General features: G+C 67.1%; 22 protein-coding genes. 8 read left to right on the top strand and 14 right to left on the bottom strand.

The features are described from left to right. Positions 1 to 70 precede the first annotated feature (70 nt). On the bottom strand, positions 71 to 976 hold the full coding sequence (locus tag ACQPYR_RS31855) for a TIGR01777 family oxidoreductase (protein WP_433622565.1): 906 nt from the start codon (positions 974 to 976) through the stop codon (positions 71 to 73). A gap of 23 nt (positions 977 to 999) precedes the next feature. Further along, a complete protein-coding gene (sucB, locus tag ACQPYR_RS31850) occupies positions 1,000 to 2,793 on the bottom strand; it encodes a 2-oxoglutarate dehydrogenase, E2 component, dihydrolipoamide succinyltransferase (RefSeq protein WP_433622564.1) in 1,794 nt (597 codons plus the stop codon). A 259-nt stretch (positions 2,794 to 3,052) separates the two neighbouring features. Here sucB and ACQPYR_RS31845 point away from each other — a divergent pair, with 259 nt between their 5' ends. Continuing rightward, entirely contained in the window at positions 3,053 to 3,415 is a 363-nt protein-coding gene (locus ACQPYR_RS31845; RefSeq protein WP_063042089.1) for a hypothetical protein, read from the top strand. A gap of 73 nt (positions 3,416 to 3,488) precedes the next feature. Here the strand turns inward: ACQPYR_RS31845 and ACQPYR_RS31840 are convergent, their stop codons facing one another. Then, positions 3,489 to 5,024, bottom strand: a complete 1,536-nt coding sequence (locus tag ACQPYR_RS31840; protein ID WP_433622563.1) for a leucyl aminopeptidase — start codon at positions 5,022 to 5,024, stop codon at positions 3,489 to 3,491. A 67-nt stretch (positions 5,025 to 5,091) separates the two neighbouring features. On the opposite strand from ACQPYR_RS31840, the gene gcvT reads away from it, so the two are divergent. Both gcvT and ACQPYR_RS31830 read left to right on the top strand, forming a co-directional pair. Then, positions 5,092 to 6,192: a glycine cleavage system aminomethyltransferase GcvT gene (gcvT, locus tag ACQPYR_RS31835; protein ID WP_433622562.1), complete on the top strand. Its 1,101-nt coding sequence runs from the start codon at positions 5,092 to 5,094 to the stop codon at positions 6,190 to 6,192. 105 nt (positions 6,193 to 6,297) lie between these two features. Beyond that, positions 6,298 to 7,398 (top strand): branched-chain amino acid aminotransferase, encoded by a 1,101-nt coding sequence (locus tag ACQPYR_RS31830; protein ID WP_433622561.1) that lies wholly within the window; start codon positions 6,298 to 6,300, stop codon positions 7,396 to 7,398. 44 nt (positions 7,399 to 7,442) lie between these two features. On the opposite strand, the gene ACQPYR_RS31825 is transcribed toward ACQPYR_RS31830, so the two are convergent. The 5 genes from ACQPYR_RS31825 to ACQPYR_RS31805 all read right to left on the bottom strand — a co-directional run bounded on the left by ACQPYR_RS31825 (position 7,443) and on the right by ACQPYR_RS31805 (position 12,975). Further along, the gene (locus ACQPYR_RS31825; protein WP_040688590.1) at positions 7,443 to 8,156 is read right to left on the bottom strand and encodes an MBL fold metallo-hydrolase; all 714 of its coding nucleotides are present in this window, start codon (positions 8,154 to 8,156) and stop codon (positions 7,443 to 7,445) included. Positions 8,157 to 8,409: 253 nt separating this feature from the next. Beyond that, complete coding sequence (locus ACQPYR_RS31820) at positions 8,410 to 9,159, bottom strand: adenosylcobinamide-GDP ribazoletransferase (protein ID WP_433622560.1); 750 nt, start codon at positions 9,157 to 9,159, stop codon at positions 8,410 to 8,412. Between the two features lie 290 nt (positions 9,160 to 9,449). Continuing rightward, positions 9,450 to 10,574: a nicotinate-nucleotide--dimethylbenzimidazole phosphoribosyltransferase gene (gene cobT / locus ACQPYR_RS31815; RefSeq protein WP_433622559.1), complete on the bottom strand. Its 1,125-nt coding sequence runs from the start codon at positions 10,572 to 10,574 to the stop codon at positions 9,450 to 9,452. A 776-nt stretch (positions 10,575 to 11,350) separates the two neighbouring features. After that, positions 11,351 to 11,905 carry a bifunctional adenosylcobinamide kinase/adenosylcobinamide-phosphate guanylyltransferase gene (gene cobU, locus ACQPYR_RS31810; RefSeq protein WP_433622558.1) on the bottom strand — a complete coding sequence of 185 codons (555 nt, stop codon included), beginning with the start codon at positions 11,903 to 11,905 and terminating at the stop codon, positions 11,351 to 11,353. A gap of 86 nt (positions 11,906 to 11,991) precedes the next feature. After that, a complete protein-coding gene (locus ACQPYR_RS31805) occupies positions 11,992 to 12,975 on the bottom strand; it encodes a helix-turn-helix domain-containing protein (RefSeq protein ID WP_433622557.1) in 984 nt (327 codons plus the stop codon). Positions 12,976 to 13,082: 107 nt separating this feature from the next. Here ACQPYR_RS31805 and ACQPYR_RS31800 point away from each other — a divergent pair, with 107 nt between their 5' ends. Further along, the gene (locus ACQPYR_RS31800; protein WP_433622556.1) at positions 13,083 to 13,220 is read left to right on the top strand and encodes a hypothetical protein; all 138 of its coding nucleotides are present in this window, start codon (positions 13,083 to 13,085) and stop codon (positions 13,218 to 13,220) included. A 75-nt stretch (positions 13,221 to 13,295) separates the two neighbouring features. On the opposite strand, the gene ACQPYR_RS31795 is transcribed toward ACQPYR_RS31800, so the two are convergent. Further along, the gene (locus tag ACQPYR_RS31795; protein WP_357475081.1) at positions 13,296 to 13,967 is read right to left on the bottom strand and encodes a DUF3043 domain-containing protein; all 672 of its coding nucleotides are present in this window, start codon (positions 13,965 to 13,967) and stop codon (positions 13,296 to 13,298) included. Between the two features lie 172 nt (positions 13,968 to 14,139). On the opposite strand from ACQPYR_RS31795, the gene ACQPYR_RS31790 reads away from it, so the two are divergent. After that, positions 14,140 to 14,490, top strand: a complete 351-nt coding sequence (locus tag ACQPYR_RS31790; protein ID WP_040688522.1) for a HesB/IscA family protein — start codon at positions 14,140 to 14,142, stop codon at positions 14,488 to 14,490. A 135-nt stretch (positions 14,491 to 14,625) separates the two neighbouring features. Beyond that, the gene (locus tag ACQPYR_RS31785) at positions 14,626 to 15,594 is read left to right on the top strand and encodes a carbohydrate kinase family protein (protein ID WP_433622555.1); all 969 of its coding nucleotides are present in this window, start codon (positions 14,626 to 14,628) and stop codon (positions 15,592 to 15,594) included. A gap of 345 nt (positions 15,595 to 15,939) precedes the next feature. Here ACQPYR_RS31785 and asnB read toward each other — a convergent pair whose 3' ends face one another. Continuing rightward, positions 15,940 to 17,925, bottom strand: coding sequence for an asparagine synthase (glutamine-hydrolyzing) (asnB, locus tag ACQPYR_RS31780; RefSeq protein WP_433622554.1), 1,986 nt, complete (start codon positions 17,923 to 17,925; stop codon positions 15,940 to 15,942). Between the two features lie 491 nt (positions 17,926 to 18,416). Here asnB and ctaC point away from each other — a divergent pair, with 491 nt between their 5' ends. Both ctaC and ACQPYR_RS31770 read left to right on the top strand, forming a co-directional pair. Beyond that, positions 18,417 to 19,469, top strand: coding sequence for an aa3-type cytochrome oxidase subunit II (ctaC, locus tag ACQPYR_RS31775; RefSeq protein ID WP_433635299.1), 1,053 nt, complete (start codon positions 18,417 to 18,419; stop codon positions 19,467 to 19,469). 13 nt (positions 19,470 to 19,482) lie between these two features. Continuing rightward, on the top strand, positions 19,483 to 19,899 hold the full coding sequence (locus tag ACQPYR_RS31770) for a cytochrome c oxidase subunit 4 (RefSeq protein WP_433521963.1): 417 nt from the start codon (positions 19,483 to 19,485) through the stop codon (positions 19,897 to 19,899). Positions 19,900 to 20,089: 190 nt separating this feature from the next. Here ACQPYR_RS31770 and ACQPYR_RS31765 read toward each other — a convergent pair whose 3' ends face one another. From ACQPYR_RS31765 to ACQPYR_RS31750, 4 genes are all read right to left on the bottom strand, one after another. After that, the gene (locus tag ACQPYR_RS31765) at positions 20,090 to 21,028 is read right to left on the bottom strand and encodes an SDR family NAD(P)-dependent oxidoreductase (RefSeq protein WP_433622553.1); all 939 of its coding nucleotides are present in this window, start codon (positions 21,026 to 21,028) and stop codon (positions 20,090 to 20,092) included. A 46-nt stretch (positions 21,029 to 21,074) separates the two neighbouring features. Further along, positions 21,075 to 22,352 (bottom strand): FAD-binding oxidoreductase, encoded by a 1,278-nt coding sequence (locus ACQPYR_RS31760; protein WP_433622552.1) that lies wholly within the window; start codon positions 22,350 to 22,352, stop codon positions 21,075 to 21,077. A 53-nt stretch (positions 22,353 to 22,405) separates the two neighbouring features. After that, positions 22,406 to 23,965, bottom strand: coding sequence for an alkaline phosphatase D family protein (locus tag ACQPYR_RS31755; protein ID WP_433622551.1), 1,560 nt, complete (start codon positions 23,963 to 23,965; stop codon positions 22,406 to 22,408). Positions 23,966 to 24,038: 73 nt separating this feature from the next. After that, on the bottom strand, positions 24,039 to 24,503 hold the full coding sequence (locus ACQPYR_RS31750) for a nitroreductase/quinone reductase family protein (protein ID WP_245720957.1): 465 nt from the start codon (positions 24,501 to 24,503) through the stop codon (positions 24,039 to 24,041). Between the last annotated feature and the right edge of the window lie 31 nt (positions 24,504 to 24,534).

Here is a 24,534-nt window from a genome sequence, read left to right as displayed (position 1 = left end):
GTGCCTGGACCATTGTGCTGCCGGTGAATGTCGGCGCGCGGTCAACGCACCGCCGGTTTCGGGTCCAGCGTCATCGGTCGTCATCATGGCCCAAGGCAGCCGCGAGCGCGGCACCGATCGTCTGGTGCTGGAACGGATACCCCGCCTCTTCCAGCGCCGTCGGAATCGCGCGCGGCCCGTTCAGGATTGCCTCTTCGGCGAATTCGCCGATCAGCGCGCGTAATGCGAACGCGGGCACCACGAATGGGGCCGGCCGGTGCAGCACACGGCCCAGGGCCCGATTGAATTCGGCATTGGTGACCGGTGCCGGACCGACGGAATTGATCGGCCCGGCAATGCTGTCGTGGGTGAGTGCGAAGATGATCGCACCGATCTCGTCGGCCATCGAGATCCACGGCGTGTACTGCCGTCCATTGCCGAGTCGCCCGCCGAGGCCGAGCGAATACAGCGGCTGCAGCATGCTGAGCATGCCGCCGTGATGGGACAGCACCACGGCACTGCGCAACAACACCGTGCGCACGCCAGCGTCGACGGCTGGTTTGGTCGCGGCCTCCCAGTCTCGGCAGAGAGTGGCGAGGAAACCCGTTCCCGCGGGGGTGGTTTCGTCGACCACCCGGTTGCCGGTGGCGCCGCCGTAGTAGTGCACGCCGCTGGCATTCACCAGCACCGGCACACCAGCGGCGGCGACCGCATTGGCCAGGACATCGGTCGGGGTGAGCCGACTGTCACGCAGCTCCTGCTTGTAGCTGCCGTTCCAGCGCCGTCGTCCGATGCTCGCCCCACAGAGGTTGACCAGTGCGTCGGCGCTCCGCAGGGCCCGCTCGTCCAGATCGGCGCGAGCGGGATCCCAGCGGTATTCGTCCGGCGCGTTGGGTGAGCGGCGTACCAATCTGGCGACTTCGTGCCCCTCGCGGCGCAGCGCCGCGACGAGTGCCGTCCCGATCAGCCCGGACGAACCGGCGATCACCACTTTCATACGCGACAGACGACCCTTTCCGACTACAGACCGAGGTCCGCCTCGAACGCCGCTTCCTCGAGCCGGTGCCGGATCGTGGTCAGGAAGCGACCGGCGTCGGCACCGTCGATGAGGCGGTGATCGTAGGTGAGTGGCAGGTAGCACATGGACCGAACGCCGATGGACTCGTTGCCGGTCTCATCGGTGACCACCACCGGACGCTTGACGATCGCACCCGTGCCGAGCATGCCCGCCTGCGGCGGAACCAGGATCGGGGTGTCGAACAGCGCGCCCTGGCTGCCGATATTGGTGATGGTGAAGGTGCCACCGGCCAGCTCGTCCGGCTTGAGGCCGCCGGTGCGGGCGCGGTTGGCGATATCGGCGATGGCGCGGGCCAGTCCGGCCAGTGACAGGTCGCTGGCGTTGTGGATCACCGGGGACAGCAGACCCTGCTCGGTGTCGACGGCGATGCCGAGGTGCACCGAGGCGTGGTAGGTGATCTCCTTGGTGGCCTCGTCGTAGCTGGCATTCACATTCGGGTGCACGCCGAGCGCCTCGACGACCGCCTTGGCGAAGAACGGCAGGAACGTCAGGTTGACGCCCTCGCGGTCCTTGAACGCGGCCTTGGCCTGGCTGCGCAGCGCCGCGATCTTGGTGACATCCGCCTCGTGCACCTGGGTCAGCTGCGCGGTGGTCTGCAGCGATTCCCGGGTCTTGGTGGCGGTGATCTGGCGGATGCGGCTCGCCTTCTGCACGGTGCCGCGCAGGTGCGCCAGCTGCGACGGGGCCGCGGGGGCTGGCGCCTTCGCGGCCGGTGCGGCCGCCGCGGGGGCGGCTGCGGCCGGTGCCGGTGCCGGTGCCTTCTTCGCCTCGACGGCGGCGAGCACATCCTGCTTGCGGATGCGTCCGCCGACACCGGAACCAGTGACGGTGGCGAGGTTGACGCCGTTCTCCTCGGCCAGCTTGCGGACCAGCGGGGTGACGTACGGGGTCGCGCCGTTGCCGGAGGTGTCCGGGGTCGGCGCCGGAGCCGTGGCGGCCGGAGCCGGAGCCGGCTTGGGTGCCGGGGCGGGAGCCGGCGCCGGAGCGGCGGCCGCCGGAGCAGGCGCGGGGGCGGGAGCCGGTTCGGGCGCGGGCGCAGGGGCCGGGGCGGGAGCCGGAGCTGCCGGGGCCGGTGCGGGGGCGGCGGGTGCCGGTGCGGCGGCCGCGGGGGCGCCGCTGCCGATCACGCCGAGCTGTCCACCGACGGCGACGACATCGTCTTCCTGCGCGGAGATTTCCAGCAGGGTGCCCGCGACGGGCGAGGGGATCTCGGTGTCGACCTTATCGGTGGAGACCTCGAGCAGCGGCTCGTCGACGGCGACCTGGTCACCGACCTGCTTGAGCCAGCGGGTGACGGTGCCCTCGGTGACCGACTCACCGAGTTCCGGCATCTTGACCGGGGTGCCCGACGCGGCGGCGGGGGCGGGGGCGGCCGGAGCCGCGGGCGCGGGGGCCGCAGCGGCGGCGGCCGGCGCGGGGGCCGGTTCCGGCTCCGGTGCGGGGGCGGGTGCAGGTGCGGCTTCAGGTGCGGGTGCGGCGGCGGGTGCGGGCGCTTCGCCGGCTTCGCTGATCACACCGAGCTCACCGCCGACCTCGACGACGTCATCCTCGGCGGCGACGATCTTCGACAACACACCCGCCGCCGGCGACGGGATCTCGGTGTCGACCTTATCGGTGGAGACCTCGAGCAGTGGCTCGTCGACCTCGACCGTGTCTCCTTCCTGCTTCAGCCACCTGGTCACCGTTCCCTCGGTGACGCTCTCACCAAGAGCCGGCATCTGGACGGAGAAGGCCATGTCCGTTGACTCCTCTGACTGCTCGACGGGTTCTACAACAGTTGATCTCACTGCGAACACCCACCGCGGGTCGCGATGGGTGTCCGAAAGCCACCGATCATTGTGCGTGGCACCGGAGATCTGTGTGGTTCTTGTACCGCGATCCATCCTTGCACTCGCCCGCGAGACGTGTAGCACAGGGCAGCGAACTACACAGGGCTGGCAAGATGGAATGACCGATGCCGAGCAGTGGGTCACCGGTGGAAGGAGGTCGGCGTCCTTGGGTTTGCTGGATCGTTTCCGAGGCGGCGCGGCGCGGGGAGGCAGGGCTTTACGTGCGGGTTCGGGTAGCGGCGACGATGCGCGCTACCTCGCCGAGTGGGTGCGTACCCATACCGGGGTGGAGGGCTACGTGGAGCCCAAGACGACCGTGACCGATGTCACTGTCGTATTGGTCGCGGCCGATGGTGAATGGACTCGTCGCGTCGTCGGCGAGCGCGGCGCGCAGCGGCTAGCCGGAGATTTGCGGATTCCCGTTTACGACGTCCGCAAGACCGGTTATCCGCAACGGATGCGCGACTACGACGCCCGCAAGCGGATCGAGCGCCAGCGGGCGCTGGAACGCGAATTGGGCGATTTGTAAGACTTTCGTTCAATTTGTTCGCGGCCCGCCGAGTGCGACGCCCGGAAATTCCGGACGCCGCACCGGCATTCGATTACTCCGCCGCGTCCTCGTGCGCGATGTCCTCGATCACCGAAACCAGAGTGCGGACCGGAACCCCGGTGCCGCCCTTGCCGATGTAGCCGAACGGGCCGCCGGTGTTGTAGGCCGGACCAGCGACGTCCAGGTGCGCCCACTGCACACCCTCCGGGACGAACTCCTTGAGGAAAATCGCGGCCGAGAGCATGCCGCCCCAGCGGTGCGATGCGACATTCGCCAGATCGGCGACCTTGGAGTTCAGATCGGCCCGCAGTTCGGCGGGCAGCGGCATGGCCCAGCCGTTTTCACCGGCCAGCCGCGACAGCCGCGCGACCCGGTCGCGGAAATCGTCGGTGCCCATCACGCCGGGGGTACGGGTGCCGAGCGCGACCATCTGCGCACCGGTGAGGGTGGCGACGTCGATGAGGTACTCCGGATCGTCCTCACCCGCGCGCACAATGGCGTCGGCCAGGATCAAGCGGCCTTCGGCATCGGTGTTGAGCACCTCGACGGTCTTACCGCCGTACTGGGTGAGCACATCACCGGGGCGCTGCGCGGTGGCCGACGGCATGTTCTCGGCCATCGGCACGGTCGCGATCACGGTGACCGGTAGTTCCAGCTTGGCGGCGGCGATGGTCGCGGCGATGACCGCGGCGGCGCCCGCCATATCGGAGGTCATATTTTCCATGTTCGCGGCGGGCTTGATGGAGATGCCGCCGGTGTCGAAGGTGATGCCCTTGCCGATGAGCGCGATCTTCTTGGCGCCGCCGTTGTAGGTCAGGCGCACCAGGCGCGGCTGGCGCGAGGAGCCCTTGCCGACGCCGAGCACGCCACCGTAGCCGCCGTCGGCCAGCGCCTGCTCGTCGAGCACCTCGACCTGCAGACCCGCCGACTCGGCCAAAGCCTTCGCGCGGGTGGCGAATTCGGCCGGGTACAGGTGACTCGGCGGAGTGTTGACGAAATCGCGTGCGGTGGCGATGGATTCGGCGATCACCCAGTCGTGGCTGAAGCCCTTGCGGTAGGACACGCTCGGATCGCCGACCAGGAGTTCGACCCTGCGCACGGGCTGCTCGTCCGGCTTGCCGTCGGCACTGTCGGATTTGAACGCGGTGAAGGTGTACGCGCCGAGGAAGAACCCTTCAGCGGTGGGCCCGATGCCGCCCTCGAGACCCGACAAAGTGGTCACGGCCCGGCCGACACCGGTCAGCGCACGTCCCGCGACACCGGCCGAGCGGCGGATCTGTTCGGCATCGATCTTGTCCGCGGCGCCGAGTCCGACGGCGAGCACACTCTTCACATCGAGGCCGGTGGGGGCGGGAATCCGGGTGAGCTCCTCGGCCTTACCCTTCGCGCCGACGGCGCGCAGCTGTTCCTGCAGCGCCGCGCGGACCTCCGGGGTGAGGATGTTGTCGACGAATTCGTCCTCCAGTGTGGCGATCGTCGGGCCGTCGTCACCGGCCACCAGGCCGATCACCAACACGTCGGTGTCGGCACTGATGGTGTCGACCAGGTCCAGGTCCGGTCCGAGCGAGCGATCTGCAACAGCGGTCATGAGCACAGGCTATTCGGTCTGCTCCGGGTGGCGCATCGCGACGCCACCGCCGGGCTAAGCTCGGCCGGTGACCGAAGCGAACCTGCTGCAAGGCCCGATCCATGGCGTCCACGTCGAACTCGGGGCGAAGTTCGCACCGTTCGGCGGATGGGAAATGCCGGTGTCATACGCGGGGACAGTCGGCGAACATCAGGCAGTTCGCGCGACCGTCGGCCTCTTCGATGTGAGTCACCTCGGCAAGGCCACTGTCCGCGGCGCGGGCGCGGCGGATTTCGTGAACTCGGCGCTCACCAACGACCTCGGTCGGATCCGGCCGGGCAAGGCGCAGTACACGCTGTGCTGCGCCCCCGACGGTGGTGTGATCGACGATCTGATCGCCTATTACGTCAGCGAGGACGAGATCTTCCTGGTGCCCAATGCCGCCAACACGGCCGCGGTGGTCGCGGAACTGCAGAAGGTCGCGCCCGACGGCATCACGGTGACCGACGAGCACCGCGATTACGGGGTGTTCGCGGTGCAGGGGCCGCGCTCGACGGAGGTGCTCACCGCGCTCGGGCTGCCGACCGATATGGAGTACATGGCCTACGCCGACGCCGAATGGGACGGCCGCCGGATTCGGGTCTGTCGCACCGGATACACCGGCGAACACGGCTACGAGCTGTTGCCCCGCTGGGCCGATGCCGAGCCGCTGTTTCGCGCGCTCGCCGAGCAGGTCCGGGCGCACGATGGGCAGCCCGCCGGGCTCGGCGCCCGCGATACGTTGCGCACCGAAATGGGTTATCCGCTGCACGGACATGAACTGTCGCTGGAGATTTCGCCCGTGCAGGCGCGCTGCGGGTGGGCGATCGGCTGGAAGAAGGCCGACTTCTGGGGTAAAGCCGCACTGGAGCAGGAGAAGTCGGCCGGTCCGCGTCGAATCCTGTTGGGGCTGAAGGCACTTGATCGGGGCGTGCTGCGCCAGGGACAGACCGTGCTGCGTGCGGATGCGCCCGTCGGCGAAACCACCTCCGGCACCTTCTCGCCGTCGCTGCAGATCGGTATCGCCCTCGCCTTGCTCGATACCGCGGCGGGCCTCGAACCCGGCGCGGAGGTCGAGGTCGACGTGCGCGGCCGCCGCCTGCGCTGCGAGGTCGTGCGTCCGCCGTTCGTCGACACGAAAACCAAGTAGTCGGCGTCGCGCTGTGCACTGCGGATGTCGGCAGGTGACGCTGGTACATTCGCGGCGCGCCGACACTCGCACCGCGGCGAGATCGCGCCCGATAGGATCTGCCTCATGACCGTTGCCGCACAGTTCACCCATGTTCCGCATCCCGCGCCCACCCCGGCGCAGCGGGTACAGGAGATTCTGGCGGCACCGGGCTTCGGACGCTTCTTCACCGATCACATGGTCTCCATTGACTACACCGAGGGCGAAGGCTGGGGTAATGCCAGGGTCGAGCCGTACGGGCCGTTGGCGATGGATCCGGCGACGATGGTGTTCCACTACGGCCAGGCCATCTTCGAGGGTCTGAAGGCCTACCGGCAGAACGATGGCAGCGTTTCCTGCTTCCGAATCGACGCGAATGCGACGCGCTTCCGCAAGTCCGCGCGCCGGATGGCGATGGCGGAACTGCCCGAGGAACTATTCATCGAATCCGTGCGTCAGCTGCTCGAGGTCGACGGCGGCTGGGTTCCCGCGGCCGGTGGTGAGGAGTCGCTGTATCTGCGGCCGTTCATGTTCGCCACCGAGGCTGGGCTCGGCGTGAAGCCCGCCTCCGCCTATAAATACCTGCTGTTGGGATCGCCTGCGGGCGCGTACTTCCCGCGCGGTGTGAAGCCGGTGCGGGTCTGGCTGTCGACCGAATACGTGCGGGCCGCACCGGGCGGTACCGGTGAGGCGAAGGTCGCAGGCAACTACGCGGCCTCGCTGCTGGCGCAGGCGCAGGCCTCCGAGAAGGGCTGCGATCAGGTCGTCTGGCTCGATGCCTGTGAGCGTCGCTATGTCGAGGAAATGGGCACCAACAACCTGTTCTTCGTTTTCGGCTCCGGTTCCGAGGCGCGGCTGGTCACCCCGGAACTGTCCGGATCGCTGTTGCCGGGCATCACCCGCGATTCGCTGCTCACCCTCGCCGCCGATTCGGGCTATGTGGTTGAGGAGCGCAAGGTTTCGGTGGAGGAGTGGCGCAAGGGCGCCGAATCCGGTGAGATCACCGAGGTTTTCGCCTGCGGTACCGCCGCCGTGATCACACCCGTCGGCTGGGTTCGTTCCGCCGATGGTGAGTTCACCGTCGGCGGTGGTGAGCCGGGCGAGGTCACCATGGCGCTGCGTGACACTCTCACCGGGATCCAGCGCGGCACCTTCGCCGATATCCACGGGTGGATGCGCGGCATGTGACTGCGGCAGTCTCGCGCACGCCGCAGCCGTGTGCCGTTCGTGGTTCAGCTGGGCATGAACGTGCGCCATTCCTCCAGGGTTTGCGGGCGCATGACGTAGTTGGCGTCCTTGACCGTGGAGAGCGCCGCGGAGGGGTCCTGGGAATACCAGTGACCCGGGTAGACGACCGGGTCGCCGGATAGATCGGCTAGGTAGCGCAGGCTACGGAACATGGCATCGGAGTCGCCGCCGGGGAAGTCGGTGCGGCCGCAGCCGTCGATGAAGAGGGTGTCGCCCGCGATGAGGCGATTGTCGAACAGGAAGCACTGGCTGCCGGGTGTGTGGCCGGGGGTGTGCAGCAGTTCGATATCGAAGGCGCCGACGCTGACCTTGTCGCAGTGCTCGTGTCCGGTGAGTTCGCTCGGCGCGATACCGGTGACATTGGCGACCCAGGACAGTTCCTCGGCATTGACGTGCACCGGAACGCTCGTCTTTTCGAGCAGCTCCCGCACCCCGCGCAGGGTGAATCCCAGCATGGTGCCACCGACATGGTCCGGATGGTGATGGGTGGCGAGCACCCCGGTCAGCCGCAGCCCGTCAGCCTCGGCGATATCCACCAGATCACCCGCCGCATACGCCGGATCCACCACCACACACTCGCCGGTCTCCCGATCGCCGATCAGATACGCGAAATTTCGCATCTGCGTCGCGATCGGATCACCCACGGCAAAATCTCGACCGGACAGCAGTTGACGAAAATACAGACGCTCGGAAGACATACCGTCCACTGTATTGCCTGACCCAGACAATGCGCGCACCGTGCCAGCTATCTCGTCGCGGGAGTGCGTCCGCATGCGATGCTCGTGTGCGTAATAAGCGGACTGAGGAAGCCGCGATGTCGGCAGGCGCCCGATGCGAGTGAATGCCGCCGCCGTTCGGGCCCGAGCGTTCACCTTTCCGCCGAGTCCGCACACCTCGGCGCTGCGTTCGGGGCGATGCACATTCGCCGGTGCTTGGTGCGCGTTGGCCGACTCAGGTGCCCAGGGTTAGCCCGGCGGCGGTGATGGCGACGGATATCTCGAGTGTCGCGCCGAGGATGTCGCCGGAGAGGCCGCCGAAGCGGTGGCTGCAGTGTCGAATCAGTAGGGCTGAAATGCCCAGGGCGACAAGGACAACGGCGGGGCCGAGCCAGCGATGGTCCGGGACGGCGAGTATGCCCGCGGCAACGGCGAATGCGGACCAGAATGCAATGGTGATCGGGTGCTGGGTCCCGGCGACCAGTGCGCCGAAGCCGGTGCCGGGTGCGGCGGCGATGCCACGCCGACATGCGAGGACCACCACCACTCGGCCGACCGCCACCGCGAGCAGCACCGCGAACCAACGCTCGGCCTGGGCCAGCGCGGCGAACGAAAACGCTTGGACCCCAACGGCGAACACAATCGCCGCGACACCGAACGGCCCCGTGTCACCACTCTTCGATATCTCCCTGGCCCGCTCGGGTGAACCATACGACCCCAACCCGTCCAGCGTGTCGGCCAACCCATCCAGGTGCATCCCCCGGGTGATGAGCGCCAACCCGGCAACTGCCACCAGTCCCGCGACCGCTGCACTCGCCCCACCCCACGCCAGCACCCACAGCAACCCGACCCCGGCGGCCCCGAGTCCCACGCCCACCAACGGCGCCAACGCAATCGCCCGCCCCGCCGCGCTCCGATCGACACTGTCCGGCCCCCGCACCGGCAGCACCGTCAGCCACGACACGGCAAGCCGCACACCGTTCATATTCGCCGACCTGTAATCGCTCGACCGTCGCCATCGCCGGATCCACGCAGCGAAACCGCCGCCGCGCCCGCCGTACGCCGCGCGCCGTTCATGCCGGGCGTTCCGTCGGCTCGGAGCGCCAGGTCCGCATGAGGCTCGACGCGTGTGTTGCCGCTAGCGGCCAGGGGCGACCCGCAAGACGGGATCGTCTGCGGATGATGGCGGTCGTCGCGGTACTTCCGACCGAGGGCGCGGTCCGTTGGTTCGCGGTGCGAGTTTCGCTGGTCGCTGGAGGCGCGTGCAGCCAAGGTCTATTTCCGCAAGTCCGGTTGCGCGGTCGCTTCGGCGGCGATGCTGGTCCCGGCTTCGGCTTCGGCTTCGGCTTCGGCGGCCGAATCTGCTGTGCTCACACCGGCTTCCGCGAAGGTGGCCATTTCGGCGAGGGTGGCTACGGCGGCGCGGAGGACGGGGAGGGCGGTCAGCGCGCCGGATCCTTCGCCGAGGCGCATGTCCAGGTCGAGGAGGGGCTCGAGGCGGAGGTGGCGCAGAGCGAGGGTGTGCGCGGGTTCGGTGGACCGGTGGCCCGCGAGCCACCAGGCGCTGGCACCGGCGGCCAGGTCCTCGGCGACCAGGGCGGCCGCTGTGACGACCACGCCGTCGAGGATGACCGGAGTCCGTCGGGTCGCGGCCTGTACCAGGAAGCCCGCCAGGGCGGCGAAGTCGGCGCCTGCGGCTACGCGCAGCAATTCGACCGGGTCTTTGGCGACCGGGCGGGCGCGGCGCATGGCATCGCGGATCGCGGCGACCTTGCGGATCCAGCCCGCATCGTCCACGCCGGTGCCCCGGCCGACAGCGGCGATGGGTTCGGTATCGGTGAGGGTCGCGATGAGCACGGTGGCGGGTGTCGTATTGCCGATGCCCATATCGCCCGCGATGAGCAGGTCGGCGCCCGCATCGATCTCGTCGTCGGCGATCGCCTTGCCGGCGGCGAGCGCGGCATGGATCTCATCCTCGCTCAGCGCGTCTTCGCGATCGATCGCCCCGCTCGACCGCCGCACCTTGTGCTTGGCGACCTGCGGATCGGTATCGGCGTCGACGGAAATATCGACGACCCGCACGCTCGCACCCGCCACTGCGGCCAGCGCATTCACCGCCGCACCACCGCCGAGGAAATTGGCGACCATCTGCGCGGTCACCTCACTCGGATAGGCCGAAACGCCGTGGCGCGCAATGCCGTGATCTCCGGCGAACACCACTACCCGCGCCCGCTCGAACTGCTTCGGCGGGCACACACCTTGACATGCCGACACCCAATTCCCGAGTGTCTCGAGCCGCCCGAGCGCCCCACCGGGTTTGGTCAGCTGCGCCTGCCGCTGCTCCGCCGCCGCCCGAACCCCCGCATCGGGTGGCACCACCGGTCCGAATCCGTCTGTCACTATCGAGCCTTTCCGGGTCGGGGCAGTTCATTCCTACACCGCGCAGTCCATACCGGGCCCAATCTTGCCGCCACCCCCGCCAGTCCGCACCACCACCCCGGCACCTGATGCCGCGTCTCGCGTGCTCGCGGTCGGACTTGATGGTCCGACGGCGCATCCTGCACGGCTGGCACGACACTCGCGCAGGGCGCGGCTCCCGTTGGTGACGCGGCATGATCGCAGGTGCGCTCGTATTTCAGGCGGGCTGCACCACCCGCGCCCTACGTGATGTCTTGTCTCGCGTGCTCGCGGTCGGACCTGATGGTCCGTACGGCGCAGCGTGGACGGCTGGCGCGACGGCCCGCAGGGCGCGGCTCCCGTTGGTGACGCGTTGATCGCCGCAGGGGTGCGCTCGTTTTTCAGGTGGGCTGCACCACCCGCGCCCTACGTGATGTCTTGTCTCGCGTGCTCGCGGTCGGACCTGATGGTCCGTACGGCGCAGCGTGGACGGCTGGCGCGACGCCCCGCAGGGCGCGGCTCCCGTTGGTGACGGGGCATGATCGCCGCAGGGGTGCGCTCGTATTTCAGGCGAATCGCACCAACACCACCCGCGCCCTACCTGATGCCTCGTACCGCGCGCTCGCGGTTCCACTCGGCCTCCGCATGACGCATGCGGAGGGGCGCGGCTCTCGCGAGTGATTCGCGGTGCGTGGTCGCCGCACCAGTTGCCTGCGCCGCGGCATGGACCGCGGTGCCCTGCAGTTGGCCGAGGTCGCGACGTCAGCTGCCGTGCGGTCCTACTTCAAGCGGAGGGGAAGCCCGGCGACAATTAAGAAGGCTTCATCGCAGGTTTGCGCGAGGCGCTGGTTGAGGGTCCCGATCTCGTCGCGGAAAAGGCGGCCGGAGCGGGTGGCGGGGATGACGCCCATACCTACCTCGGGCGTCACGATCACCAAGCGGCCGGGGTAGGCGGTGACCGCGGCGACCAAGGCGTCCGTGTCTGGTGCGATGGTGCCGCGCGGGGCATCCCAGGCCGCGCGCGCGTCGATGCGGGCGGTGAGCCAGGTCCCGATATCGTCGATCAGTGTGGTTCCGGCCGGGGGAGCGGCGGTGAGAACCATTGCCGGATCAGCGCTTTCGAGGACCGTCCAGTCCGCGGGCCTGCGGTCGCGATGGCGGGCGATGCGCTCGGCGAAGTCGAGATCGGCCGGATCGGGAATCGCGGTAGCGATATAGCGCACCGGGCCGCCCTCTGCCGCCAACACTTCCGCGAATGCCGACTTACCGGATCGCGCGCCGCCGAGCACGAGGATGCGGTGCGCGCGACTGCTGGTAGATGAGCGATCCGACACGGCAGCACCGTATCAATCCGCTCGCTCATGCCTGCACCTCGCTGCCGCTCGGCTCCGGCATGACCGCGTCGGCGGCGTTCGCTCGCTCAGGCGCGCTGCTCGGTCGCCTCCGCGCCGCCGAACCGGCGGCGATACTCGGTCGGCGCGATGCCGACGACCTTCTGGAAGTGATGCCGCAGCAGCGCACCGGATCCGAAACCGGCTTGTGCGGCAATCTGTTCCAGCCCCTCGTCGGTGTCCTCCAGCAGATGCTTGGCGTACAGCACGCGCTGATTGGTCAGCCATTTCACCGGTGTGGTTCCGGTTTCGGCGGCGAAGCGGCGGGCGAAGGTGCGGGTGGACATCATCGAGCGGGCGGCCAGATCGTCGATGGTGTGCGGCAGGCCGAGATTTTCGTTCATCCACTGCAGCGTGGAGCTGAGACTGTCGGAGGTGCACTCTGGCACCGGACGCTCGATGAATTGGCGCTGTCCGCCGTCACGCTGCGGCGGCACCACCATCCGGCGGGCGATCGCATTCGCGACGGAGCTGCCGATCTCCCGGCGCACCAGATGCAGGCAGGCGTCGATGCCCGCGGCCGTGCCCGCCGAGGTGATCAGATTGCCCTCGTCGACGAACAACACATCGGGATCGACCGTGGCCTGCGGAAACTGTGCCGCCAATTGGTCGACATAGCGCCAATGCGTGGTGCACTTGCGACCGTCGAGCAGACCGGCCGCCCCGGCCAGGAACGCACCGGAACATACGGTGAGCACGATCGCCCCACCATCCGAGGCATCCCGTATCGCGTCGACGACCCGCGGATCGAGCCCATGTTCGGAGGCCGAAGCGGGAAAGGCCGGAATCGCCACCAGATCGGCCTTCGCCAACTCCTCCAGCCCGAACTCCGGTGTGACAGTGATACCGGGGGTGGTGGACGGCAGCGGCTTCCCCGGCTCGGCCCCGCACACCTTGAAATCGAATCCGGGCAGTCCGTCCGCGGTCCGATCGAGCCCGAAAACCTCACAGACCACGCCGAATTCGAACATGGCCAGGCGCTCCGACAGCACCACCGCGACCTTGGACAGCATGCGGACAGCATACCTGGCTGAATCTTTACGAACAATGTCAGAACAGCCACTTTCGGCGGTAAATCACCGAGCGCAAAATTACTGCCATGATAACTTTTCTCGTAAGCATGGCAGTCGTAGTGGGCTTCGCGGTCCTCATCACACGAGGCGGCGGTCACGCCGGATCAGCGAATGTCACCGATCGCGACGCCCAGCGCCTGCAGTCCGATCTATCCGCCATCATCGCCCACTCACATCACCATTGAGGGATGCACGTTCGGCTGGCGGTTCGCTTTCCGCTCTCCCGGGCCGCGAACACGCAGCGCCGAAGGCGCTGCAAATCAAACACTGTCGCCGGGGCCGACCCGCGGCTTCGGCGCCCGCATCTTGCGGATCTGCGAGGCGCGGACGAAGGCGTACCACCCCAGCTTGTAGCCGGTATCGGTGCTCTCCGGGAAACGCTCACGCACCCGTCCGTTGACGATCCGGCCCAGCAGGAAGCCCTCGGCGATCATGAAGAACATCATCACCAGCATGGCGAGCGTCACAATCGTCTGCAGCGCGGGCGCGACGAACATCGACAGGATCAGGACCAGCGCCATCGGCATGAACAACCCCACCAGGTTGCGTCGGGCATCGACGATGTCACGCACGAACGCCCGCACCGGGCCCTGATCGCGGGGCAGCAGGTATTTGTCCTCGCCGGCCAGCATCCTGGCGCGCCGGTCCTGGGCCGCCAGCCGACGCTCGGCCGAGGCCGTCTTGCGGTCCTCGCGGCTGCCGCGGGTGGCTTTGCGCCGGGCGCGCGCCTCCTTCGCGGTGAGCGGGGCCGGAGCCACCGGGCCGCGCCGCTTGCCTTGGGCGTCACGGCGTTTCGGAGTCGGTCGGCCCTTGCCCTCGGTGGCGGTGGCCGCTTTCGTGATGGAGACTGCGGTCGAGCCGCCGTCCGAGCCCGCCGTCTGGTCGGCGCTCTCGTCGGTGGTGCTGGACTCGCCGCGACGGAACAATTTCACGCGACCAGGCTATTCGATGCGGTACCCCGCAGGAAATGAGGTCCGTGGGAGGTTGTGTCCACCGCAGTACCCGGTGGTGGCAAGATGGGGGAATAACAGCCCGCTGAGTGGTGTTGTAGCCACGAGCCGTGCGCTGTTCACGGGTTGAACACAGCTGTCCTGAGGAGAGTTCATGACTGTGCAAGACGAGACGACCACCCACGGTGTGACTCTGACCGACGCCGCCGCCAGCAAGGCGAAGGCGCTGCTCGACCAGGAGGGTCGCGACGACCTCGCCCTGCGTATCGCCGTGCAGCCGGGCGGCTGTGCGGGCCTGCGCTACCAGCTCTTCTTCGATGACCGCTCGCTCGACGGCGACCTGACCGTCGACTTCGGCGGCGTCAAGCTGGCCGTCGACCGGATGAGCGCGCCGTACGTACAGGGCGCCTCGATCGACTTCGTCGACACCATCGAGAAGCAGGGCTTCACGATCGACAACCCGAATGCGACGGGTTCCTGCGCCTGCGGCGACTCCTTCAACTGACATCTCGGCCCCCGGCCGGTTGCAGCCGGGCGAAGAAGTCGTGCTCGGCGGATGCAGTAGTTGATACGGTGAAGGCGCGGGTTTTGTGTCCCGCGCCTTTCGTCGTCTGCCGCCTACTCGAAGGGGCTCAGCCTCGTGTCTATCGCCGTGTCCGCGTCCATTGCAACCGACCACCTCATGCGTTTCCCCGGACGGTTCGCCGACGCGCTGCTGGCCGATCAGCTCGACCACGTCTCGGTGAGCTTTCTCGTCGATGATCTGCAGATCCGCAAGGGCGGTGTCGCGGGCAACATCGCCTACGCCATGGGCGTTTTGAATCGCACGCCGCTGCTCGTCGGCGCGGTCGGCGCCGATTTCGCCGAGTACGGTGCCTGGCTCGAGAAGCACGGTGTCGATTGCTCCACCGTCCGGATCTCGGACCAGGCGCATACCGCGCGCTTCGTCTGCACCACCGACGACGATATGGCCCAGATCGCGTCGTTCTACCCGGGCGCGATGAGCGAGGCCCGCGACATCTCGATCGGCGAACTCGCCGAGCAGCACACCCTGGACCTGGTGCTCATCGGCGCCAACGATCCCGAGGCGATGCTGCGCCACACCGCGGAATGCCGGGAACTCGGCATTCCGTTCGCCGCCGACCCGTCCCAGCAGCTGGCCCGCCTCGACGGCGATCAGGCCGTGCAGCTGATCGACGGCGCCGCATACCTTTTCACCAATAAGTACGAGTGGGCGCTGCTGCTGCAGAAGACCGGTCTGAGCGAGGAAGAGGTCGCGCGCAAGGTCGGTATCCGGGTCACCACGCTCGGCAAGGACGGCGTGCAGATCGTCGACCGCGACGGCACCGAGGTGATCGTCGGCGTGGTCCCCGAGGTGAACAAGGTCGAGCCCACCGGCGTCGGCGACGCTTTCCGCGCGGGCTTCCTCACCGGCCACACCGCCGGACTCTCGCTGCAGCGTTGCGCCCAATTGGGTTCGCTCATCGCGGTTCTCGTACTCGAGACCATGGGCACCCAGGAGTGGACCCTCAACAAGGACGACGCCCTCGAGCGCCTTACCAAGGCCTACGGTCCCGAAGCCGCCGCCGATATCAAGCCCCTCCTCTGACCGACGCCGATCCCGACGGCCGCACCGTATCCGGTGCGGCCGTTCGCATCTGCCCACTCGCCGCGCTCGGCCAACGCCCCGCTGCGCACGCTTTAGCGCGCCGCGCACGAATTCGCCGGCAAATCCCATGCATGTCGTGCGAAAAATGCGCGGCACGGTCGCGTCGCACCGAGATGATGGCGGCGCGTCGCTCTGATCCACGTGCTGCGCGCGTCTTGTTGCGCCGCGCACGAATTCGCTGGGCGCATCCATGCGCGGCGTGTGAAAAGATGTGCGGCACAGTCGCATTGCGCGGAGACGACGGTGCCGCCGTGCTGCGCAACACAATGTGCGCGGCGCGAGTGGCTACAACGAGACGGGGTAGACCGGCTCCTGAATGTCGGGGGTGATGCGCTTTTCGACGAAGATCCCGTGCCAGACCATGAAGACCAGCAGCGTCCACAACCGGCGGCTGTGGTCGCCGCGGCCTGCGCGGTGGTCTTCGAGCATGCCCTTGATCGCGCCCTTGTCCAGCAGGTGATCGGTCTGCGATTCGGCGATCTGCAGGTGCGCCCAGTCGTAGAGTTCGGTGCCGCGCAACCAATGCCGCAGTGGGACAGGGAAACCCAGCTTCGCCCGGTGCAGCACATGCGGCGGGACGATGCCCTCGAGTGCCTGGCGCAGCGCGTACTTCGTGGTCTCCTTGGTGATCTTCTGCTCGTAGGGCAGCTGTTCGGCGACCTTCAGCACCTCGGAATCCAGGAACGGCACGCGCAGCTCGAGCGAATTCGCCATGGTCATCTTGTCGGCCTTGACCAGGATGTCGCCGCGCAGCCAGGTGTAGAGATCCAGATGCTGCATGCGCGCGACCGGGTCCCAGCCGCGTGACTGCGCGTAGATCGGCGCGGTGACGTCCTGGTGGGTCCATTCCGGCCGGAATTCGCGCAGCACCGCACGCAACTGCGCATCGCTGAAGCTGCGCGCATTGCCGTAATAGCGCTGCTCCAAGGGAAGCGAGCCTCGGTGCAGGAGACTCTTACCGCGGGTGCCGTCCGGAATCCGCTCCGAGAGCTTGCCCGCCAGCCTGCGTACGCCACGCGGCAGGTATTCGAAGGGCCTGAGCGACAACGGTTCCCGGTAGATCGTGTATCCGCCGAACAGCTCGTCCGCGCCCTCGCCGGAAAGCACCACCTTGACGTGCTTGCGTGCCTCCTTGGCGACGAAGTACAGCGGAACCAGCGCCGGGTCGGCCACGGGATCGTCGAGGTACCAGACGATTTCGGGGATCGCGGCCGCGAATTCGGCGGGGGAGACAACCTTCACGATGTGCCGCGCGCCGATCGCCTCCGCGCTCTCGGCGGCCACATCGACCTCGGAGTAGCCCTCGCGTTCGAAGCCGGTGGTGAAGGTGATCAGCTTCGGGTTGTGCCGCATGGCCAGCGCCGCGACCGCGGTGGAGTCGATGCCGCCGGACAGGAACGATCCGACCGTCACATCCGCGCGCATATGTTTTGCGACCGAGTCCTCCAGGGCCTCGGCGATATCGCGGTAGCGGGCGGCCGCCGACCCGGGTGCGAAGGCCCGCACCTTGAACTGCGGATCGAAGTAACGGGTGACCTGCGGCGCCTCGCCCGCCCGCACGGTCGCGTAGTGCCCGGATTCCAGGCGACGGATGTCCTTGTGCAGGGTCTCCGGCTCCGGCACGTACTGCAGCACCGTGTAGTGCTCCAAAGCCCGCGGATCCAGCCCATCGGACAGCCCGAGTGCGGGCAGCAGCTCCAGCAGGCTCTTCTTCTCACTGCCGAACGCGGTGCCGCCGGGCCCCGTCGCCAGGAACAACGGCTTGATCCCGAACGGATCGCGCGCCAGGAACAACTCCTGGGTCTCGGTATCCCAGATCGCGAACGCGAACATGCCGCGCAGCTTGCGCACCGCCTCCGGACCCCAGTAGTGGAAGGCCGCGACGATCGCCTCGCTGTCGCCCTCGGTCTCGAAGATCTTCCCGTCCGGGTACTCCTCGGCATGGGCCTTCGCGAGTTCCTCGCGGATCTCGATATAGTTGTAGATCTCACCGTTGAATGTCAGCGCGTAGCGCTCCCGGTTCTCGGCCGGACCCCAGCGCAGCGGCTGGTGCGAATGCTCGATATCGATGATCGACAGCCGGTTGAAGCCGTAGATCACATGATCGTCGTGCCAGGTGCCGCGCTCGTCCGGGCCGCGATGGCGTACGCAGTGCAGGGCGTCGTACACCCGCTCCACGGTGTTCACCCACCCCGCCAGCTCCGCTGGCTGCCGTCCCCGACGGTCGTCGGTTGCCGCATCAGATGTCAGAAATCCGAGCAGTCCACACACGGCGTCGGCAACCTCGTTTCCGCTTCGGTACGGGCGCTGGCCCGATTCATTGGGTGGCTGCGCCCGATAGGTGGGCGCACAGGACGAAATCTCGTGTCCGAGTATGCCGCACCGGGCGGATTCGTGTGTCGCGCCCACCGGACAGTTGCACTGCGAAATGTTGTCCGCCTGCATCGCACCTGGCCGATCCGGCCGCATCGCACGCCTTGTACTGCGACGATGTCCGGGTGACCGGATCAACCCCCGGGGCGGCGGAGTGTCGAATGCGACCCGACGTCAAACGGGGCGCCGGTTTGGTCTACGCTGCGTAGTACTCAGGACATTCTCAGTTGGATCGCGCGCGAAGCAAGCGGCCGACGGAATGCCCTGAAACGTGCTTAAGACGTACCGCCGGGCGATCGCACCCCGAGCGGTGCACTGTCGGAATGTGTGGCGACCAGGAAGGCGTGAGCGTGGCGCACAAGGCGAGCGACGAGATCGGGGCACGCCCCGTGAAGGGTCGGCAGGGCCGCATCCTTCGACGGGCCGGGCTGGCGGTGTCCTTGGGGATCACCGCGATGCTCGTCTCGGGCTGCTCGATCGACAATGTTTGGCTGCGATTCGGCTGGCCCTCGGGCATCACGCCGCAGGCCACCCGGATGCGGGAGCTGTGGACCTGGTCGGTCATCGCGGCATTGGCGATGGGTGTGCTGGTGTGGGGTCTGACCTTCTGGACCGTCGCCTTCCACCGCAAGAAGAAGGACTCCCCGGAGTTCCCGCGCCAGACCGGTTACAACGTGCCGCTGGAGCTGACCTACACGGCCGTGCCGTTCGTCATCATCGCGGTGCTGTTCTACTTCACCGTGGTCGTGCAGAACTACGTGCACGAGAAGGTCGCCAACCCGGACGTGACCGTCGACGTGACCGCCTTCCAGTGGAACTGGAAGTTCGGCTACCGCAATGTCGACTTCAAGGACGGCTACCGCTTCGACGGCATCGACAAGGCCCGCGAGGACGCCAACCAGGAGCAGCTCGAGGAGTACAAGGAGCGGACCAAGGACGGTCACCCGCAGCCGGGCCCGGTGCACGGCAAGCCGGAGAACGAGATCCTGTCCTACCTGCACTACGACAAAGTCGAGACCGTCGGCTCCAGCACCGAGATCCCGGTGCTCGTGCTGCCGACCGGTAAGAACATCGAATTCCAGCTGGCCGCGGCCGATGTGGTGCACGCCTTCTGGGTGCCGGAGTTCCTGTTCAAGCGCGACGTGATGCCGAACCCGAAGGAAAACCACTCGGATAACGTCTTCCAGATCACCAAGATCGAGAAGGAAGGCGCGTTCGTCGGCCGCTGCGCCGAGATGTGCGGCACCTTCCACTCGATGATGAACTTCGAGGTCCGTGCGGTATCGCCGGAGAAGTTCACCAAGTACATCGATGCGCGCAAGGCGGGTAAGACCAACGCCGAGGCGCTCGAGTCCATTGGTGAATCCCCGGTCGCGACCACCACACAGCCGTTCAACACCAAGCGCGACACCAAGAGCGCGTCCGCGGTAGAGAGCAAGTGAGGACTGATCTGAAATGAAGATCGAAGCGCGGATTTTCGAACTGCTCACGGTGTTCTTCGTCATCGTGGCAATCGTCTACGGCTACTTCACCGGTCAGTCGCGGACCGGTGTCGAATGGGCGGGCACCACCGCGACGGTGCTGACCGCCGGTCTGTCGCTGATCATCGGCACCTACTTCCGATTCGTCGCACGTCGCCTCGACCTGCGCCCGGAGGACTACGAGGATGCCGAGATCGTGGACGGCGCGGGCGATCTGGGCTTCTTCTCGCCCGGCAGCTTCTGGCCCATCACCCTGGCCGGCGCGGGCTCCATCACCGCCCTGGGCCTGGCGTTCTTCCAGTTCTGGCTCATCGGCATCGGTGTGGTGTGCATCCTCGGTGCGGCCGCCGGTCTGGTGTTCGAGTACTACCTCGGCCCGGAAAAGCACTGAGCGAATAGCTCTTTACGAAGCGCCCCCCGGATTCCGGTGGGGCGCTTCGGCGTTTCGGGCGCAATCTCACGCATGCGACGGGCTGACGACCGTGGCCCGGCGCGGCGTCGCAACGAATGATCGCGATCGGGATTCGAGACCCGTCGATCGGTGCGGGCAGCACGAATCGCGGACGCTCGTAGGAGGTGTTCTAGGCGGATACGTCTGCTCGGGCCCAGCGGGACAGGATGCGGTTGGTGGAGCGCGGTGCGACGCACGCGAGTCCGCGCAGGGTGCGCGCGAAGCGGGGTTCGAGGCGGGCCGGGCGGGTGCGGATGGCCGTTTCGACCAGGCGGGCGGCCTCGGTCGGTTCCAGCGCGGGTTCGGTGACATAGTGCGCGATGGTGCCCGTTTCCGGCTGGACGGCCGGATAGTGCACGGCGGTCACCTGAATGCCGCGAGGTGCCAGTTCGGCGTCCGCGCATTGACCGAAGGTGGTCCAGGCGGCCTGGGAGCTGGCGTAGGAGGCGAAATTCGGTGTAGCACCGGTCTTCAGGCTCCACGGGCCCACATTGATCACGTGGCCGGAGCCCGATTCCAGCATGGCGGGCAGCAGGCCGAGCGTCAGGCGCAGCGGACCGAAGTAGTTGGTCGCCATCATGCGCTGGTAGTCGCGGAAGCGGTCCAGGGATTGCGATACGGGTCGGCGCAGCGGACGGCCCGCATTGTTGATCAGCACATCGACCCGGCCGAAATCGCTGAGCACCCAGCCGACGAGCTGATCGACATCACCTAGTGCGGAGATATCGCAGCGGAACCAATTCGCCGCACCGCCCGCATCGACGATCTGATTGCAGCCGGCGACGAGTTGATCCCCGCGCCGGGCGACCAGCAGCAGCTGCGCACCGTGTGCGGCAAGCAGTGTGGCTGTGGCGTGACCGATCTCGGAACACGCGTCCGTCACGAGAACCCGCAGCCCCTCGACGGATTCGGGCCGCTGACGCTTACGATCCGGCAAACGGGTCGGGGCAGTGCGGAATTCGAGCATCAGAGCAACCTTCACCGTAGATGGGCTGAACCAACGCATCGACACCCCGCCGACAGTGCCGAAGTCGACCGCCGTCGCCCACAGATAGCCGAACCGCCACATGGGCGGTGAAGCTATTTTCTGGCGACTATATGCGGCGCGACACAGTCTAATCCGTGGAGTCGTACCGCAGGGCGCGTTCGGATGCGCAGATCTCATCGATTCCGGTAACGATGTCGCGCAACAGTTCTGAGGGCAGCGCAGAGGGCCGCAAACGGCAGGTGAAGGTGATCAGCCCGTGGTCCTCGACCGCGAGCCCGCGCGCTTGCGCCTCCTCACGCAGGTACTTCGAGCGCACGCCGTAGGTCATCGCGGAGATGACGGTGAAGCATCCGGTCCGCTCCCGGTGTCCAGCAAACAAATCGTGCAGTCTGTAGAAAACCGAGGTGTAGGTCGACAGCGGCGCGAAAATCGCGACCCGGTAGGCGGGTCCGCGCTCGGAGGAGCTGATGACCGTATCGGCCAGATACTCCGCATCGCGCAGTGTCAGCACCTTCGGGGCGAACATGAGCGCTCCCGCCGCGGCATTGCGCACCGGTGCACCCGCGCGGCCGCCCGCGGCAGAGGCTATGACGCCCAACGACTTCCTGGTCTTGGTGCCGACTTCACGGCGCGCCCGCAGCGAGCGGGTGGGCGTGGTCGGGTAGAGACTCGACCACTGACCGAACCGCACGGTCCCCAACTGCACATGGCCGGTGCCGACCGGGCGCGAAACCTTCAGTGGCGCGGTATCGACCCAACGACCGACCTGCAGTGCGACATTACCCGGCCGGGTGATTTCGGCATAGGCGTGTTCGACGAAGGAGTCGAAGTCCAGGAAGCGGTCGGCGTCGGTGGTGAGCCAGGTGTGGTCCTTATCGATATCGACCGCATCGAGGGTGAGTGCGGTGATGATGCCCGCGCGTCCGCCGGCGCCGAGGATCCGGTGGAAACGCTCGGTGTGGTGGTTGCGACCGCAGGTGCCGATGCGTCCGTCCGGATCGACGTACTCCAGGTCCACGATCTGATCGATGAACATGCCGTACTTGTGCGATGCCGTGCTGACACCGCCGACCGAGGCGAAACCACCCGCGGTGATGTCGCGGTGGTCGCCGACGATCGGCAGACCGAGCCCGTGCGCGCCGAGGCGGCGATCGATATCGGAGAGTTTGGCGCCCGCCTGCACTCGCACGGTGCGCCTGCCGAGGTTGATATCGAGCACCGCATTCATCTTTCGCAGCGAGACCACCGCGCGCGGATCGGGTAACGACAGACCATCGTCGATCGGTTCGCCGCCACGCACCGTGAGGTTTTCCGCGCGACCGCGTGAATTCCGCACCGTACGAACGACATCCGCGGTGTCACGAGGTAGATATTCTTCGGCGGCGACAGTGTGCGGCGTGCTCATGGACCGAAAGCTAACCACAGCGGGGCCTCCGATGCTCGTTCGATCTCCAAGGGTTACCGGACCGGCGGCGCGAGCCGCTGGCTGAACAGGACGGATCCGGTCGCATCGCACAGGTTGACCGTCAGTTCCCTTGACTTGCCATCGATCAGCACCTCACCGAAATGTTGGAAGCTGTCCAGCGGTGAGGCGTTCTGAACGGTCGGCGCGTGCACGAATACCGCCTCCGGACCGAAGGTGCCGTCGAGCGGATTCGGGCCGAACGCACCGGCATTCAGCGGTCCGGACACGAACTCCCAGAACTCGTCGAAGTCGGTGAAGGCGGCGCGCTCGGGCGAATAGTGGTGGGCCGCGGTGTAGTGCACATCCGCGGTCAGCCAGACCACGCCGCCCACCTTGTTCGCCTTGATCGCCGAGAGTACCTGGGCGATTTCGGTTTCCCGGCCGGACGGGGCGCCGTTGTCGCCATTGGCCGGGCCCTCGTAGGCCGTGACTTTTTGTTCACCGTCCTTGACGACAAGGCCGAGCGGTAGGTCGTTGGCGACGATTTTCCAGGTGGCCTTGGAATCGCGCAGACCCTCGATGAGCCACTTCGTCTGTTCCGGGCCGAAGATGCGACCGGTGGGTCCGTTGTCGATGTCGTTGGTGTCCTTATAGGTCCGCATATCCAGGACGAAGATGTCCAGCAGCGGGCCGTAAGAGATCTTGCGGTAGAGGCGGCTGTCGACCGCCTCCTTGGGCTCCAACGGCATCCACTCGTGGAAGGCCTGCCAGGAGCGCGTCGCGAGGGCGTCCATGCTGCGCTCGCTGTAGCCCTTGGTCTCGGCGACCAGGCCACCGTGGTACCAGTTGTTGACGGTTTCGTGGTCGTCCCACTGGACCACCTGGGCGACCGAGGTGTTGAAGCGGCGGTAGTTCTGGTCGGTCAGGTTGTAGGCGTAGTTGCCGCGGAACTGGGCCAGGGTCTGCGCGACAGCGCTTTTCGCCTCGGAAACGGTATTGCGCCAGATCCGGCCGTCGGGCAGCGTCACCGATTCCTGCAGCGGGCCGTCGGCGTAGATCGAGTCACCGGAGTGGATGAACAGGTGCGGGTCGCGCGCGGCCATGGCCGAGAAGATCTTCATACCGCCGAGTTCGGGGTTGATGCCGTAACCTTGGCCGACCACATCGCCGGACCACTGCAGCTTGATATCTGACGCGCCGGTGGGCACGGTGCGGAACACCCCGGTAATCGGTTCGGAGGTGGCGCCGTCCTCGCCTTCCAGGGTGACCCGGTAGTGCACCTGCTGGCCCGCGGGCAGACCGTTGACGCGCACGCGTCCGGTGCCGTCGGAGTCCGGGGTGAGCATCGGGCCGGTGAATCGTTTGGCGTCGGTGAAGGATTCGGTGGCCGCGGTCTCCACGATAAGCTTCGCGGGCTGATCCGAGCGCGCCCAGATCAGCGCGCCGTCGGTGCGCGGATCGCCCACCGCGACGCCGTGGGTGAGTTTCGGGCGCGGACGGACCAGTGTGGGCCCGTCCTTCGAGCAGGCGGCGAGTGCGGGGACCGCGACGAGACCGAGGGCGGAGGTGCGCAGCAGGGTGCGCCGGGAGATGCCGAAGTCCGAACCAGTCATTGGCCTACCTTGGCGCAGGGAGTCCAACACCGTGTGAACTCCCATCGTCGGCTCGGCCAACAGGCGCCCGGTATCAGCTACGTGGCCGGAGTTCGATGATCGGGATGAGCCGGTCGGTCTTCTTCTGGTAGCCGAGATAGCGCGGTTGCACAGCGGTGATCTGCTTCCATGCCTGCTCACGCCGTTGCTCGTCCAGCTGTTCGGCCGTGACGTGGTACTTGGTACCGCCCACCTCGGCCCACACCTGATCCGGATGCGCGGCGATATTGTGATACCAGCCCGGATGTTGGATCGCGCCGCCCATGGAGGCGACGATCAGCCAGCCGCCGTCATCGGCCGGAAACCGGCTCACCGTCACCCGACGTTCCTGACCGCTCTTCGCGCCGACGGTGGTCAGATAGACCAGGTCCATCCCCATGAATCGGTCGTGGCGGAATCGGTGGTATCGCTCCATCGCCTGGATGAGGAAACGGAACACCGGATTGGGTGACGGCGGTCGGGACCCTCGGGTCCCCGGTGGAATCTTCTGAAAACTCATGATTCGCTCCCATACCGCTCGGAACTGTCTA

The organism is Nocardia sp. CA-120079 (assembly GCF_050955745.1).
In the GTDB taxonomy this organism is placed as follows: Bacteria; Actinomycetota; Actinomycetes; order Mycobacteriales; family Mycobacteriaceae; genus Nocardia.
This window is presented reverse-complemented; position numbering and strand designations above follow the sequence as displayed.